We start from the raw sequence: 13954 nt of genomic DNA, 5'->3' as shown, positions 1-13954 counted from the left end.
TCAGTAACGCCATGTCTATCACTCCAAAGTCCCCTGCAATCAACCAGCAGGGGTGGGTTCAAACATGGGTCACTTCTCAATGGAAAAATCCCTCAATCCCGGGTCAGCTCTCAGCGGAAATCAACAGACACCCGGCCAATGTTCTGGCCCCTGCTGACGTCGACCTTATAACCATTCGACGCACCGCGTATCGGCGACTGAATTTCCATATGGGTCATGATCTTGCTCCGCGACGGGTGCCGGGAGCCTCTCTCCCGGTCCTCACCCGCCGCCGCTAACCGACCACCCCTCTGCCTTTACCTGCGCTAGCCCGCGCGAAGCGCGGCGCGCTGCCGCATCGGCCGGTCGTAGGCCGCGCATCGTCGAAATAGTGCCCGCATTCGGGATATCCCGAGGGTTGCGTCGCCGGTGAAAGCGTGAATCAATGACGATGGGGGATGTGGCGGCGTCCGGAGCAATGGAGGCGATGCGACGGTTCAGACTTGCTGACAAGGTGATCGAGGACACGGCGCCGTATTTGCAAAGCGCGTTAGCGGATGCTTACCGAAGACGTATCCGGCCGCATTGTCTGTGCAAGGAAGGTGGGCTTCCAATGTACATCGCCCGAATTGGCGATCAGTACTTGGTCAAGCGCATGCCGCTCTCAGGTGGTGGGCACGATCCCAACTGCCCATCCTACGAACCACCGGACGAACTGTCAGGCCTCGGCGTGCTGACGGGTAGCGCCATACAGGTGGACCCGGAGAGCGGAATGTCGGCGCTGAAAGTGAGCTTCAGCCTGTCGAAAATCGGTACACGGGCGGCGCCGAACCCGGGGGCCAATGCAACCGACACCATCGTCGGTGATGCGAAGAAGCTGTCGTTGCGTAGCCTGCTGCATTACCTCTGGCAGCAGGCCGAACTGACAGCGTGGACGTCGCGATGGGCGGGCAAGCGGCATTGGTGGAATATTCGGTGGCATCTGGCTGAAGCTGCCGGTCAGATGACGGTGAAGGGCGGACCGCTCAGCGAAATACTATTCATACCAGAACCGTTCCGAGCGGTGGATAAGGGCGCGATCGAACAGCGTCGAACCGCAGCGCTTGCACCCTCCATTGCTCCGAAGAGCGGCCCGCGCAAACTGATGATCCTGGTTGGTGAGGTGAAGGATTTTGCGCCGGCGCGCAGCGGCCATCGGCTGATCGTAAAACATCTGCCGGATTTTCCGCTCATGTTGGAAGAAGGCCTCTATAGGCGTCTCCAGGCCCGCTTCGAGAACGAGTTGGCGCTTTGGGGAGCGGACGAGGCTTCTCACCTGATCGTGATTGCGACGTTCGGGCTCACGCCAGTCGGTCTCCCGGTCGTGGAGGACATGGCGCTGATGGTCGTCGCCGAAAACTGGGTGCCCTACGAGTCCGCTTACGAGAAGAGGCTGGTCGACGCACTAGCCAAGTTGCCTGAGCGCAGCGTGAAGGGACTACGTTATAATTTGTCGGCCGAAAAGCCGACCGCTGCAGCAATTTTGCAGCATGAATCGCAGCCAGTTGCGCTCTATGTCGTCCCACCCTCGGCCGACGGAGCTTACGAAGAAGCTCTCGGCGAGCTGATTACGTCACGGCCGGAAATCGGCGCCTGGATCTGGCGCACCACTGAGGGCGAGATGCCACCCCTTCCGATGAACACCTAATGATGGCTGGTCACGCCCGCTCCGGCTAGTTTGATCTGCGTAAAGTGTGTCCTTTCCCCTTCGACCAGCGCGGCCGGCGACTATCCGTGTCCGAGACGCCTGCATAGTTCTTCGAGCGGTTCGAGTGACCGGCAAACGAGCTTCAACTCTCCGACGTTGCCTTTGAGCGCAATCGTCACTCTCATGCCAATTGCATCCGAAAGCTTCTTTTCCAGCAAGAGCACGTCGGTATCTTTCGCCGCAGAAGCGGATCGCGAGATCGAGGGTCTTTCTGCCGCAGGCGTCTGCGCGAGCGCTTCTGCTTGCCGCACTGAAAGCCCGTCCTCGACGATGCGGCGCGCAACCTCTGCCGGGTTATCGGCGGTGACCAGAGTGCGGGCGTGACCGGCAGACAGCGTCCCGCTGACCAGCATGTCGTGTACCACGTCGGGTAACTTCAGCAGCCGCAAGGTGTTGGCCACGTAGCTGCGGCTTTTGCCGATGACCTGCCCGAGATCCGCCTGGCTGTAGCCATGCTCATAAATGAGCTGCTGGTAGCCCCGCGCCTCCTCGACGGGATTGAGGTCAGCGCGCTGGACGTTTTCGATAATCGCCAGTTCCAGCGCCGTACGATTATCGACGTCTCTAACGATGACGGGTAGTTCGGCCAAGCCGGCACTCTGGGCCGCCCGCCAGCGCCGCTCACCGGCGACGATCTCGTAGCGGCCCGGCTGATCCGGGGATGGGCGAACAACGACAGGCTGAACAATGCCGTGCTCTCGGATCGATTGCGCCAGATCGGTTAGATCGGCTTCAACAAAACTACGCCGCGGATTGCGGGTTCGGGGAGACGAGTTCGATCGGAACTGTGCGATCCGGCGCGAGTTGGCTTGCCGGCTCGGGGGCCGGACTGTTCACGTCACCGATCAGGGCGGCAAGACCCCGTCCAAGGCGTCTTCCAAGAGGTTGTTCGTTCATCAGCTCATTCCAGTGTCGCGAACACGCTGATGCATCGCGGCGGTTTGGGCAATCATTTCGACAGTGAAGCGCCGTGCCTGCAGTCGCTTCCAAATGACCGATAATCTTGCCGAAGACGCTCGGAGCCGCGCAGATCGAGAGCGCGGCTTTCGTCATATCCCGCGAGCAAACCAGTTCTTCGAACCTGGTCATCCTGCCATCCTTGCCGTTGAGCCGTTCGATTTGAATGCCGCCATCAGCATAGGCCCGACGGTGAACTCCCCTGCCCTCGCCTTCTCGGTGAGCGCCCTCAGATATCCACCAGCCGAATTGATGTGCTGAGCGCGCTGCAGGATGCAGGCAACGACAATCGCCGCGCTTTCCGGCCCCATGACATGGCAGGCATCTTCGTACGCTGATGGCGAGACGCCCAGATATCCCCTCACCTGGGCGGCCACCGCCATTAGATCTCGCCAACTGGTGATCCCGTCGACCGCATAGTCGATGATTTCAGGGCAAGCCTTCAGCACGAATCCCAATGGATAGCCCTTCGGCGGCTCCTGCGGTTCTCGTCTGGGCTCGACCATCGCCCCGCTTTTTTCCAAAGCAGGTTCAAATTCAATAAGGGACTCGGTATTTGAATCAGAATACTGCCGCTCATTTCGATCGTCATTGCCGATTGAATCTTCGACATTCATGTGAGAATTCAGAAGGATATCCACTTCTTCACGAATCGCAGCCAGATCGCCGACGATCGGCTCCAGATCGGCAACGGCCGCACGGCGCGGGATCGCATCCACAATGGCCCGAAAACGCCTCCAGAGACCGCCCCAGTCGCCTGGAACGTCTTCCTCCACGGCCGCCTCGATCAGCTTGCTAATGTCTCTGCGGTGCAGCGTGATGCGTTCTCGCATGAGTTTCTGCGCGCGATTGCCGGCACGGACCCGTTCGGCGGCCTCTGAGAACTCGCCGGCGCGCGCCAGCATGGGTGCCAGCGAGAAACCAAAGGCCTCCTCGAAGGCCCCTCCCCTGCCCTTACGGGCGTATCGTTTGCCGTTCGGGCTGTCCCGACGGATGACCAGGCCGTTCGCGACCAGAGCCGCCAGGTGACGCCGCAGGGTTGGTTCCGACATTCCGTGGGCGCGCAGGATCAACTGCCTGTTGGACGGGAATACGACCAGGCCGTTTTCCTCGCTCAGTTCGTCGTCCGGATAGAACGACAGCAAGGCCGCCAGAACAGCGAGAGCGCGATCGCCGATGCCGACGACAGATTTTCCTTCGCAGAGATCCCGATAAGCCTGCCACTTGTCGACGGCCTTGCCCTCAGGAATTTCATGTGAATCGTTTTGCGCTGCCAGTAAGGCGAGCGACATCGGCCGCCGCCCGAAAGGCGTCGTTGCAATGCCCGTTTCCATGTCCTTCCTTCACCCTCTCATTGGGCAAAAGAAACCTGCTCGCCGAATCGACGCTAATGACTCTTGACAGTGATTCGCGGAAATGTGATTCTCGGAGTGCTTAAATCTGAGAAGGGCTTCCGCGGTTCGCCGTTCGGGGGCCTTTTTCTTTTGCGGTTTATTTCTCCTGTTTCGACTTCCTGTAGGCCTCATAGAGGCCGTCCAGATTGCCAGAAATCCAATCAGCGAAAGGCTTCGCGTCGGTCTTCGTGATCTCGAGCGAAATGCCTTTCGGGCGCGGTTTAAAGGTAACGCTAACCGAGTTGTCCTGAGGGGCCCAGGATTTCGAAATAGCAGCCTTTGGTCGAGGTTTGACAGCCGGCTTGTCGAGATGACTGGTCAGCAATTCTAATCGGCTGTCGCTATCCAACGATTTGAATTCATCGGACCTGACCAGTTCGGCTCCAGATTTGAGGGCACCAGTTTCCCTGAACTTGATGGCAAGCTTGTACCAGCGATCACGACCGCTGTTTCTTGCGGCTCCTATCGCATTCACCACGTCGGCGGGAATGTCATTGAGGACAGAGAGCATCTTAGAGACAACTGTCTTGTCGACCGACAGTGCCTGCATGATCACTTCTCGATCGTATCCTTGCTTTTCAAGACTGCTGGCGAAAACGGCTTTTTCGATGAAGGAAAGGTCGGTTCGAGCTGAATTTTCCTGTCCTTGGGCTATTACGTGCTCGCGGTCCTCCATTTCCCGGACGACCGCCCTCACCTTCCGTTCGAGTGTCTTTGCCACACGATGACGCCTGTGGCCGAAAACAATCATATAGCGGCCGTTGATGCCGGGATGCGGGCGTACGAGAATTGGCGAGGCTTGTCCGTGTTCTCGAATGGCTTCCAGCAATTCATTGAAGGCGATTTCGTCGTCGTCCATACGGTCGGCGATAAAGGAAGCATCGATCGCATCCGGATCAAGTTCGATAATCGAAGCTCCTTCCAGGAGCCGAGCCTCGATTTCGTTTGCTTGTTGCGCCCTCTCAGCTAATTCGTCGATCGAGCGGGTGATCGCGCCGAACGCCCCACGATTTCGCAGTCTTTCTTGCGAAGGAGGCAGCGGGAGGGTTTGCGAAGACATCGAGTTGACTGTGGTCAACTTTCGCTCGGTGAGAGAAGACAGGAGGTTCTTCCTGGACATCACCTGCGACCCCAAGCTCTGTGAATGAGATCGGTGATCTCGCCATTCACGCGGTGAAGGGCCTCCATAGCCCGGTCATAAGTCGACCGCGTGAGCTGCGAGCGCTCGACCTCATACAACGTCTGCTTGGTGATTCCGGCGTCCGAGATTGCCGTGGATTTCAGCATCTCATTCACCAGAACGTGGTGTTTGAAGATCGCGCGCATGAATGCGACCATCTGACTTTGGGGCCCATCAGTCGGTTCATATCGAGTAACGAGATAACGCAACCAGTCGAGACGCATGTTTGCCCCGGCATGTTTCAGCGTGCTCATGACTTCTCCCATCATCAGCAGAAACTGACACATGGACATCACATCGAGCATCTGCGGATGAACGGTGATGAGAACCCCCGTCGACGATGACAACGCCGTCATCGTCAGGTAGCCCAACTGCGGCGGACAATCGATCACGACCACATCATAGTTCCCGGCAACGTCGGCAAGAGCGTCATCAAGCCGTCCGAAGAAAAGTCGGCCCATGGAGCCATCTTTGCGGGCAAGGGCTAGCGGTGTGTCGTATTCGTATTCCTGCAGCTCCAAATTAGCCGGGATGATATCAAGATTAGGAAAGTTCGTCTTCTTAACGAGTTGAGAGAGTGGCTTGCGCTCGTCATCGTAGCGCAGCGCTTCGTAGAGAGATTCGTTTTGATCGACCTCAGGTTGGAACCCATGCAGGGCTGAAAGCGACGCCTGCGGATCGAGATCAATTGCAAGAACCCGGTGCCCGGTCAGCGCCAGATGCTGGGCGAGGTGAGCGGACGTCGTGGTCTTCGCCGATCCACCTTTAAAATTTACGACGGCCAGAATTTGGAGATGTTCATCGCCTTTTCGGTGCGGCACATAGTTTGTCCCGCGACCGTGCTTGTCGAGGAAACGACGCATTTCTACGATTTGCTCAGCCGTATATGATCGTCGGCCTGACGGTGTAACTGAGGGTTGGGGGCCTTTGCCTTCCAACGATAGGTTCTTCAGATATCCGCTGGTGACACCGATGTATTGCGCAACCTCCGAAAGCTGAAACGAACGGAGACTTTTCTGCGCATTTGGCGGAAACATTTCGAGACGATGCTCGTTGAGCATTTCCGATAATTCGCGAGCCTGCTGTGACACAAGCAGGTCAACTTCCTCTATCGCTTCGGCAATTTGAGGCTGGATATTCATCGGTTTCTTTCGCACATGCGGTTTGAAGCGGGCTCGCCTCAAGAAACCGCATTTAGAACCGATTCTCTCCTTCCGGCAACAAATTTAATCTTAACAGAAAGTTAATAGGCATGAAGCGGACTTAGTTGACCGCAGTCAACTCGCTTCAAAACGGCTAGAATTCGAGCGGCGCGGTGGCCATACGAACTGGTATGACCGGCTCGTAGACGACTGAACCGCGGCCGGACAAACGGGCCTCGTCGTTATGAGCTTGGAGACCAAGTTTTGAAGGTTGGCCGTTCCACTGTCGTCCGGCCGGAAGGGAAAGGGGCTTTCTACAATCCTGACGCCTTTGTGAGATTGACGCGAAACCGATCGCGGCGACGCTGGTATTTGCGGGTCATCTCGGCCGAGGCGTGGCCGAGTTGCTTCTGCACATAGCGTTCGTCGACTTCGGCCGAGGAGGCCAAGCCAGCGCGAAGCGAGTGGCCGGCAAACATCCTGCCTCGCTCGCCCTCGGGCAGGTCGCCGCGTACGCCGGCGGCGAGCGCGGTGCGCTTCACCAGTCGAGCAATCTCCCGATCGTTGAGACGATCGGCGCCGACAGCCTTGCCTTGCCCTGTAACGCGACGAAACAGCGGGCCATGGCCGATGCGGGCGAACTTGAGCCAAGTCTCCAGGGCCACGATCGGGCAGGTGGCGTCGGCCGAGCCGCGTCCAACCTCGACCTCGCGCCAGCCAGTCTTGCCGCGCAGGGTCACCAATAGGCCCTTGTCGAGGATCTCGACCCAACCGCGCCCGTCCTGCGTCTGGTCGCGGCCGAGGTCCAGCCCGACGATCTCGGAACGACGCAGGCCGCCGGCAAAGCCAAGCAGAAGCATGGCGCGATCGCGTAAGCCTCGTAAGGTTCCACGGTCGAGCGTTTCCAGCATGGCGATCAGCTCTTCGGGCAGCACCGCTTCCTTCTGCCGGGGAGGGGAGGCGTGCTTGTTGCGGATACCGGCCATGACGGTGGCAATATGGCGGTCCTTGCGATCGAGTGGCTGGCCGCGCTGGGCATAATTCCACGTCAGCGACGACAGTCGGCGCTCGATCGTCGACACGGACTTTTTCTCCCCCGCCGCCGTGCCGGATGCGAGTGCAGTGATGTAAAGACCGACAGTCTGCGGGTCGGGCGGCAACGTGGCAAAGCCCTGGCGCCGACACCAGCTGGAAAAGTGTTTCCAGTCGGAGGCATAGGCGCGCCGTGTATTGGCCGAGCTCGCCGCCTCGACATAATCGCGGGCGCGGCCCGCGAGCTGTTCGAGATGTGCCGGGAGGCGGGAATCCGAAGTGGTCGGAAGGCGAGGGGAGGGGGTCTTATTCTGGCCCTCTTGTGGTTTCTCCATCGTAGCGCCGCCCATCGCCATGACGACATCGACAACGTCAGGCAGGTCGCCGGCGTCGGCGTCAGATGGGATTTTAGGCTGATTCATCATTACCGGGACGGGACTGTCATCTGAAGATCCTCTCGGAAGGCATTTTCCGCCGTCCAATGTATGACAATGCGCCCAGAATGTGAATCGTTACCGGAAAGCAGGGTAGCTGCCTGCGCTGATGTTGATATCTATAGCACTTGGTGCTACATGACAGCATGAAGGAACGAGCATTCAAGACGGCCTGGTTTGCCAAGGCGGCGCGCAAGGCACGCATCAGTGACGCCGTCCTGTGCAAGGCAATCGCGCAGGTGGCGCGGGGACAGGCGGACGATCTCGGCGGCGGCGTGTTCAAGAAACGTCTGAACGACAACCGGCACCGCTCGATCATCCTGGCCAGGTCCGGCGCGTTCTGGGTCTATGAATATCTGTTCGCCAAGCAGGACAGGGCCAACATCGACGACAATGAACTCGTCGCGTTCCGCACACTGGCCAAAGCCTATTCCGGATTAACGGACCGGCAGCTCGCCGCGTTGCTCGCAGACGGGGATTTTTTGGAGATATGCCATGAACAAGGCTAGAAAATACAAGTCCGACGCCTTCGAGGCGATCCACAGCTCGGCCGGCGCGCTCTACAAGGTCGGGGCAATCGACAAGACGACGATGCGCGGCTTCGACGAGGGCTGTCTGGCGGTACCTGCGGCATTCGACCCGAATGCGATCAAGGCACTGCGCGAGAAGAACCATGTCAGCCAGCCGGTGTTCGCGCGCTATCTGAACACGTCGGAATCGACGGTGCAGAAGTGGGAGACCGGCGCCAAACGGCCGAGCGGGCTGGCGCTGAAGCTGCTATCGGTGGTCGAAAAGCACGGTTTACGCGTGCTCAGCTAGCGCCTTGCAATAATGACCAAGCGAGCCGGACGACGGATTGGAGGAGGCTGACAGCATGAAGACGGCAGCCGCCCAGTTTGACCTGTTCGACGCGGCGCCCGGCTATCGGGAAGTTCCGCGCCCGACGCCAAAGAACCGGCCTGCCGCATGCGGTCCGGTTTCTGCGAGCTGGAACGCGGAGGAGGCGGCCCGGCGACTGGAAGCCGAAGGTAACTACCGGGTCCTGCGCAAACTGGTACCGCGTCCCATCGTAGCTCGGAACGAAAGTCACTATCCCCACCTGGCAGTTCTGGTCGATACCGAGACGACAGGCCTCTACCACGCAAGGGACGAGGTCATCGAAATCGGCGCCGTCGCCTTCACGTACGAGGATGGCGGCAGGATCGGGGACGTGGTCGGCGTCTACAGTGGCCTCCGCCAGCCCTCATCACCCATTCCCCCAGAAATTACCCGCCTGACCGGTATCACCGATACGATGGTCGCCGGCAAGGCGATCGATATGGCCGCCCTCGATGCGCTGATCGAGCCCGCCGACCTTATCATCGCCCACAACGCCGGCTTCGATCGACCGTTTTGCGAGAAACTGTCGCCGGTCTTCGTTCCAAAAGCGTGGGCCTGCTCGGTGACGGAAATTCGCTGGGCCGATCTGGGCTTTGAGGGCAATAAACTCGGCTATCTGGTTGGGCAGTCCGGCCTGTTCCACGAAGGGCATCGGGCTACCGACGATTGCCACGCGCTTCTTGAAGTGTTGGCGCGACCGGCAGGGGAGGGCGGTGCTCTGCCCTTTGCCGAATTGCTGCAATCAAGTGCCCGTTGCAGAATCCGCATTTTTGCCGAAAACGCACCGTTCGACATGAAGGATCACCTGAAGGCGCGGGGCTATCGCTGGTCTGACGGTAGCGACGGCCGGCCGAAGGCATGGTGGATCGAGATTGATGAAGACCTCTACGGTGACGAACTCCGCTATCTGCGCGCCGAGATCTATCGCTGGAGCGAGGCGGAGCCACCGGCCGTGCGGCTAACGGCGCACGATCGGTTCAGGGCATGATGCGTTGACGTCCCGCAAGCGCACCATGCTGACGCCTTGCATTTTGTTCAACATTTTCTCTATTCCGTCCAACGCATGGGGAATATGAATGCCTGCTCATCCCGCCGCGGCAACCGAAACGGACGAACGGATTGCCCACACCCGCAACCGCCTGGTGCTTGAACAGGCAAGGGCGGTCGGCCTTCTGGGCGCGGCCAAGAACACGCGCCTGTCCGGTCGTGTACCCTCGGAATTGATCGAGGCAGCCAAAAGGCGCGCGCACGTCACCTCCGACACCGAACTGCTGGAACTCGCTTTGTCGCGGCTGGCCCTGGAAGACGATTTCGGGACGCGTCTCCTCGGCCGCAAGGGGAGCATCCCGGCGGATCTCGATCTTGGCATTTGATCTGCGGAGCGCGTTATGCTCGCTCAAGCCGCAAAAGCACTCGACGCAACTGGAACGACGGCCCGATGCCGAACTCGCGTGGGCCGCAGACGAGGGCGCCGGTCGGCGGCGCACTGCTCCTCGACACCAGCGTCTATCTCGATGTGCTGCAGGGCCGTACGCCGCAAGCGGTCGACGATCTCCTCACCTATCGCATCTGCTATCATTCGGCCGTTTGCCTTGCCGAACTGACGCATGTGTTCGGCCGGCTCGATCCGGCCCACCCGACGACAAAGTCGGTGTTGGAAGCGGGCGGGGAGACGATCGAGGACATTCCCGCCCATCGCCTCCATAGTCCCGAGGCGAGCGTTTGGGGTCAGGCAGGAATCGTGGCCGGGCTGCTGTTTCGCCTGAGCGGCCTGCCGAAAGGGGAGGGGCATGAGCGCCGGTTCCTGAATGACGCACTGATCTTCCACCAGGCCGGTGTTCTCGGCGCCGCCGTGCTGACTGGAAACGTCCGGGATTTCGATATTCTCGGCCAGCTTGTTCCGACGAGCCGCGTGATCTTCTACCGGGCAGCGACGCGCTGAAGCTCCGGTGACCGATGGGGGCGAAACCCACGCAATGGGTGCGGGCTCGAACGCGAAGTGGCCGACCGAATGTCCAGGCTCGGATCCGGACGTTGCGGAAGCGCCGAAAACAGGCTACGATCCCAGCATTCGATCGGAATGCAGGCGTGGTCTGCGCCACAAGAGCCGCGCCACGATGCACAAGCGGCGCAACATACCCGTCGACGACGAGAATCTCAAAAATCCTCTCCAAAAGCGCTCCAGAGGACGGGTTTCCGCGCCTTTTCAAAAACGACCGATAATGCAACATTATCGGTCATTATATATTTTCGACAAGCGCGGCGGTTTAGTGCGTTTTTGCTTGCGGAAAGCGCCGCGCCGATTCATCTTGCTATCGATGATTCTGCGGCCTAAATCGCTTTCCCGCCACCCCGTCCCGTTTGCTGGAGCGCTGGGCGCCGGGCCGGCGGCTGTCGTCCCGACATGGCTGCGCCGCGCCGTCCCGGATGCTCAAGACGTTGCGGCAAAAGACGTTGAGGACATCGCCCTTGTTGCGGGTGCGGCCTTTGCCACGCTTGACGCTATCGTCCGCCGGCAGGAGCGGTGGGGAGGTGCCTGGCGGCAGCGACTGGCGCTTGCCGCCGCCGCAGTGACGGCAAAGCAGGCCGGCCGCGTCGAGGACGAGGCGGCGCTGCGCGATGCCGTGCTGTTGACGAAGGCGGGTGACGATGTAGGACCCGCCGGCCGCATGCTTTTGGCCTGGCGCCGCTTGGCCACACGGTCGACGGAGGATTTGCTGGCGAGAAAAAACCTCGGCGCGGTGCTGGAGGAGTTTGGCTACACGCTCGACGATGAGGTGCTCGGCGATCTGGCGGGCGAACTTCGCCGGCTTTCGACAGAAGGCATGGTCGCAATGCTGACGGGCGCCTTCATCGTCGCCGGGCGATACGGATTTGGCCAGGCCTTCGGCGCCTGGCTGGCTGACGCTCTTTTGGCACAGCACCTGGGCTGGACCCACGCGGTGCCGCTGCTCGGTGCGGAGGTCAATGCGGCGGGTTTTGATCGCGCGCGTCGATCCGCAACCGTCGTCGCGGCAAGCAGTGAGGATGGAGGCGCCCAGTCGAAAAGTCTGATGGCCGCACAGACACGTGCCGCGTTGCGCGCGATTGATCTGGCGGTCGAGCTTGGGCGCCGATCAGAGCGGTTGCTCGCGGTTGCACCGAAGTTGCGTGCCCGGGCATCCGATCTTGTCGTCGAAAGGCTGTTGTCCAACGACGCCATCGTCGCTTCGGACAAGGTCGCCGGCATGAGTGACCGTGGTCTGCGCCGCCTGTTCGACCGTCTGGTCGAGCTCGGCGCCGTGCGCGAGTTGTCCGGCCGACCAACCTTCCGCATTTATGGACTTTGAAAACGATGGCGGCGAGTGCGCCCAAGCGACGGAAGGAAGGGCGGGGAGGCGAAGGCCGATCAGACGACGGTCTGTTTGATCGGGAGCTGGATCACCTGCCGCCAGAGGCGCGCTGGCGCGAATGGATGCACCGCGTCGAGGCGACGATCTTTGCGGCACAAGAGCCTGTCGGCCGTGAGGTGCTGGCGCGGATTGTGGGAAAAAGCTGCAGCATCGACCTTTTGATCGACGACATCCGTGAGGAACTTCGCGGGCGGCCCTATGATCTGGTCACTGTGGCGGGCGGCTGGAAGCACCTGACCCGACCGGCCTATGCTGACGCCATCCGCGCCGCGGTCGGCGCAAGCGAGCGTGCGGTCGACCTGACGCAGTCGGAGATACTGGTGCTGATGTGCATCGCTTACTTCCAGCCGATTACACGTAGCGAACTGTCGAGCTTTTTTGGCAAAGAAGTTTCGCGCGACCTGATCGGTGCTCTGCGCGGCGCGAAGCTGATCGCCTCCGGCCCGCGCAGCCCGACTCCCGGCGCGCCCTATACCTATGTCACGACAAGAGAGTTCCTGCTCGAGTTTGGGCTGGATACGTTGCGGGATCTGCCGGACTTCGAGGCGCTGGAAGATGCCGGTCTGCTGTCGAAGGAAAAGCTGCTGGCCGGGGATATTCCCAGCGGGCTGGCGAGCGGGGAGAGCGATGGCGAAGAAGAGCCAGAGTCCGATGTTGTCGAGGATTCCTTGTCTTGAGGAGGCAGTCGGTGCTTTGGGCTTTCGGTAATAGCCGGTCAGTTTATGGCCACGATGACTGGTCCTCCGGCAGCCGGCGATCGGGATCGTGGACGTCGATGCTGTCACCATCAACAAGGTTGGCCGGAAAGATCACCAGGTTGGTGCCGCCGGCATGGCGCAGCGACGGGAACAGGATCCCGCGCAACCCCGCCGTTATGACCATGTCCGCCAGCTTCCACGACGGCGGGATCTTCTCATCGATGCGGGCGATCCGGCGCCAGGCGCAATCCCATTCACGCCAGGCATCGTCCCAGATGGCGGGGTCGAACCCTTGAGAAAGATCGGCCACCTCGGCGAGCGCGATCTTGTAAGCGGCGAGGGTGGCCGGCGGGGTGATGCTGGCGCCCTGCCTGTATTCCTCGAGCGCCGTCTGGGCCGAGCGGGACAAATAAAGCGCCTCAACGGCGGGCCGGTTGAAACGACCGCCGTCGATGGCGGCTCCCGCTCCGCTGGTCGGTAGGAAAGCCCATTTCGGTGTCAGATAGCGATGGAAGATTTCGTCAGGGCCGACGCGGGTGATCTTCACCCGCGCGCCCCGTTCTCAAGATCTCGGATGAAGGCTAGGGCCGCTTCGACTTGCCCGTCGGCGACGAGCTCGGCCGCCGTGCGATGACCGTAGTCAGCGATCGGTTCGTTGCGATACCAGTAGATTGCCTTGTCGACGTCGCCAGTGAGTTCCGTCGCTGCCGAGATCACCTTGACCATCTCGCGCATCCGCCCTTGCAGTCGCTCCGACGAGGGATTACGCAACGTATTGCGATGAACCCCGATCAGCTGCGCCAGGTTGGCCACCTTCACCCCAAGCGCCTGTGACAGGCGCTTCGGCGAGATATAGGGTGTGCGCGGTTCCTGCAGACTATCGACAAAGCCTGAAATCGCTGTGGAACGTTCAAGCTGTGCGTGGGTCATGACAAATCTCCGACCTCTCCAGTGCACAATATATGCACATTTTCACGCATAGCAAGCGAACAATGTTGATTTCCGCCGAGAACTGACCCGGGATTGGGCGGTTTTTCCATTGAGAAGTGACCCATGTTTGAACCCACCCCTGCTGGTTGATTGCAGGGGACTTTGGAGTGATAGACATGGCGTTACTGAG

The 13954-nt window shown here is 60.3% G+C and carries 13 protein-coding genes and 2 pseudogenes; 8 read left to right on the top strand and 7 right to left on the bottom strand.

Translation table 11 applies throughout. From position 1 onward, the window contains the following. The first annotated feature begins 424 nt into the window (after positions 1 to 424). Positions 425 to 1666 (top strand): DUF1173 domain-containing protein, encoded by a 1242-nt coding sequence (locus tag E6C48_RS22180; RefSeq protein ID WP_330998656.1) that lies wholly within the window; start codon positions 425 to 427, stop codon positions 1664 to 1666. An 80-nt stretch (positions 1667 to 1746) separates the two neighbouring features. On the opposite strand, the pseudogene E6C48_RS22175 reads toward E6C48_RS22180, so the two are convergent. From E6C48_RS22175 to E6C48_RS22155, 5 genes and pseudogenes are all read right to left on the bottom strand, one after another. After that, positions 1747 to 2623 (bottom strand): annotated as a pseudogene (locus tag E6C48_RS22175) (ParB/RepB/Spo0J family partition protein). Between the two features lie 188 nt (positions 2624 to 2811). Next, a complete protein-coding gene (gene repC / locus E6C48_RS22170) occupies positions 2812 to 4017 on the bottom strand; it encodes a plasmid replication protein RepC (RefSeq protein ID WP_136360369.1) in 1206 nt (401 codons plus the stop codon). Between the two features lie 157 nt (positions 4018 to 4174). After that, positions 4175 to 5197: a plasmid partitioning protein RepB gene (gene repB, locus E6C48_RS22165; protein ID WP_269142584.1), complete on the bottom strand. Its 1023-nt coding sequence runs from the start codon at positions 5195 to 5197 to the stop codon at positions 4175 to 4177. Further along, positions 5197 to 6399, bottom strand: a complete 1203-nt coding sequence (repA, locus tag E6C48_RS22160; protein WP_136360367.1) for a plasmid partitioning protein RepA — start codon at positions 6397 to 6399, stop codon at positions 5197 to 5199. Before repA ends, repB begins: the two co-directional genes overlap by 1 nt. A 314-nt stretch (positions 6400 to 6713) precedes the next feature. Further along, the gene (locus E6C48_RS22155; protein WP_136360366.1) at positions 6714 to 7856 is read right to left on the bottom strand and encodes a site-specific integrase; all 1143 of its coding nucleotides are present in this window, start codon (positions 7854 to 7856) and stop codon (positions 6714 to 6716) included. 155 nt (positions 7857 to 8011) lie between these two features. Here E6C48_RS22155 and E6C48_RS22150 point away from each other — a divergent pair, with 155 nt between their 5' ends. The 7 genes and pseudogenes from E6C48_RS22150 to scpB all read left to right on the top strand — a co-directional run bounded on the left by E6C48_RS22150 (position 8012) and on the right by scpB (position 12813). Beyond that, on the top strand, positions 8012 to 8374 hold the full coding sequence (locus E6C48_RS22150) for a type II toxin-antitoxin system RelE/ParE family toxin (RefSeq protein WP_136360365.1): 363 nt from the start codon (positions 8012 to 8014) through the stop codon (positions 8372 to 8374). Next, on the top strand, positions 8361 to 8684 hold the full coding sequence (locus E6C48_RS22145) for a helix-turn-helix domain-containing protein (protein ID WP_136360364.1): 324 nt from the start codon (positions 8361 to 8363) through the stop codon (positions 8682 to 8684). Before E6C48_RS22150 ends, E6C48_RS22145 begins: the two co-directional genes overlap by 14 nt. A gap of 55 nt (positions 8685 to 8739) precedes the next feature. Continuing rightward, positions 8740 to 9732: a 3'-5' exonuclease gene (locus E6C48_RS22140; protein WP_136360363.1), complete on the top strand. Its 993-nt coding sequence runs from the start codon at positions 8740 to 8742 to the stop codon at positions 9730 to 9732. Positions 9733 to 9820: 88 nt separating this feature from the next. Then, positions 9821 to 10117 carry a hypothetical protein gene (locus E6C48_RS22135; protein WP_136360362.1) on the top strand — a complete coding sequence of 99 codons (297 nt, stop codon included), beginning with the start codon at positions 9821 to 9823 and terminating at the stop codon, positions 10115 to 10117. Continuing rightward, positions 10107 to 10686 (top strand): annotated as a pseudogene (locus E6C48_RS22130) (type II toxin-antitoxin system VapC family toxin). The gene E6C48_RS22135 and the pseudogene E6C48_RS22130 overlap by 11 nt, the downstream one beginning before the upstream one ends. Before the next feature lie 376 nt (positions 10687 to 11062). Beyond that, positions 11063 to 12073, top strand: a complete 1011-nt coding sequence (locus tag E6C48_RS22125; protein ID WP_136360371.1) for a DUF1403 family protein — start codon at positions 11063 to 11065, stop codon at positions 12071 to 12073. 5 nt (positions 12074 to 12078) lie between these two features. Next, entirely contained in the window at positions 12079 to 12813 is a 735-nt protein-coding gene (gene scpB / locus E6C48_RS22120; protein ID WP_168734624.1) for an SMC-Scp complex subunit ScpB, read from the top strand. Positions 12814 to 12856: 43 nt separating this feature from the next. On the opposite strand, the gene E6C48_RS22115 is transcribed toward scpB, so the two are convergent. Together E6C48_RS22115 and E6C48_RS22110 are read right to left on the bottom strand one after the other, a co-directional pair. Beyond that, positions 12857 to 13381: an RES family NAD+ phosphorylase gene (locus E6C48_RS22115; RefSeq protein ID WP_136360361.1), complete on the bottom strand. Its 525-nt coding sequence runs from the start codon at positions 13379 to 13381 to the stop codon at positions 12857 to 12859. Then, positions 13378 to 13764: a DUF2384 domain-containing protein gene (locus E6C48_RS22110; RefSeq protein WP_136360360.1), complete on the bottom strand. Its 387-nt coding sequence runs from the start codon at positions 13762 to 13764 to the stop codon at positions 13378 to 13380. Before E6C48_RS22110 ends, E6C48_RS22115 begins: the two co-directional genes overlap by 4 nt. Positions 13765 to 13954 lie beyond the last annotated feature (190 nt).

The organism is Ollibium composti (assembly GCF_004801285.1).
GTDB classification, from domain to species: Bacteria; Pseudomonadota; Alphaproteobacteria; order Rhizobiales; family Rhizobiaceae; genus Mesorhizobium; species Mesorhizobium composti.
The sequence above is the reverse complement of the archived record's forward strand: the minus strand, read 5'-3'. Positions and strand labels throughout refer to the sequence as shown.

Excerpts from the sequence above, each read along its gene's own strand:
- E6C48_RS22180 (WP_330998656.1), top strand. The coding sequence starts at position 425 with ATGACGATGGGGGATGTGGCGGCGTCCGGAGCAATGGAGGCGATGCGA.
- repC (WP_136360369.1), bottom strand. The coding sequence starts at position 4,017 with ATGGAAACGGGCATTGCAACGACGCCTTTCGGGCGGCGGCCGATGTCG.
- repA (WP_136360367.1), bottom strand. The coding sequence starts at position 6,399 with ATGAATATCCAGCCTCAAATTGCCGAAGCGATAGAGGAAGTTGACCTG.
- E6C48_RS22155 (WP_136360366.1), bottom strand. The coding sequence starts at position 7,856 with ATGATGAATCAGCCTAAAATCCCATCTGACGCCGACGCCGGCGACCTG.
- E6C48_RS22150 (WP_136360365.1), top strand. The coding sequence starts at position 8,012 with ATGAAGGAACGAGCATTCAAGACGGCCTGGTTTGCCAAGGCGGCGCGC.
- E6C48_RS22110 (WP_136360360.1), bottom strand. The coding sequence starts at position 13,764 with ATGACCCACGCACAGCTTGAACGTTCCACAGCGATTTCAGGCTTTGTC.
- scpB (WP_168734624.1), top strand. The coding sequence starts at position 12,079 with ATGGCGGCGAGTGCGCCCAAGCGACGGAAGGAAGGGCGGGGAGGCGAA.
- E6C48_RS22145 (WP_136360364.1), top strand. The coding sequence starts at position 8,361 with ATGAACAAGGCTAGAAAATACAAGTCCGACGCCTTCGAGGCGATCCAC.
- E6C48_RS22135 (WP_136360362.1), top strand. The coding sequence starts at position 9,821 with ATGCCTGCTCATCCCGCCGCGGCAACCGAAACGGACGAACGGATTGCC.
- repB (WP_269142584.1), bottom strand. The coding sequence starts at position 5,197 with ATGTCCAGGAAGAACCTCCTGTCTTCTCTCACCGAGCGAAAGTTGACC.
- E6C48_RS22140 (WP_136360363.1), top strand. The coding sequence starts at position 8,740 with ATGAAGACGGCAGCCGCCCAGTTTGACCTGTTCGACGCGGCGCCCGGC.
- E6C48_RS22125 (WP_136360371.1), top strand. The coding sequence starts at position 11,063 with ATGATTCTGCGGCCTAAATCGCTTTCCCGCCACCCCGTCCCGTTTGCT.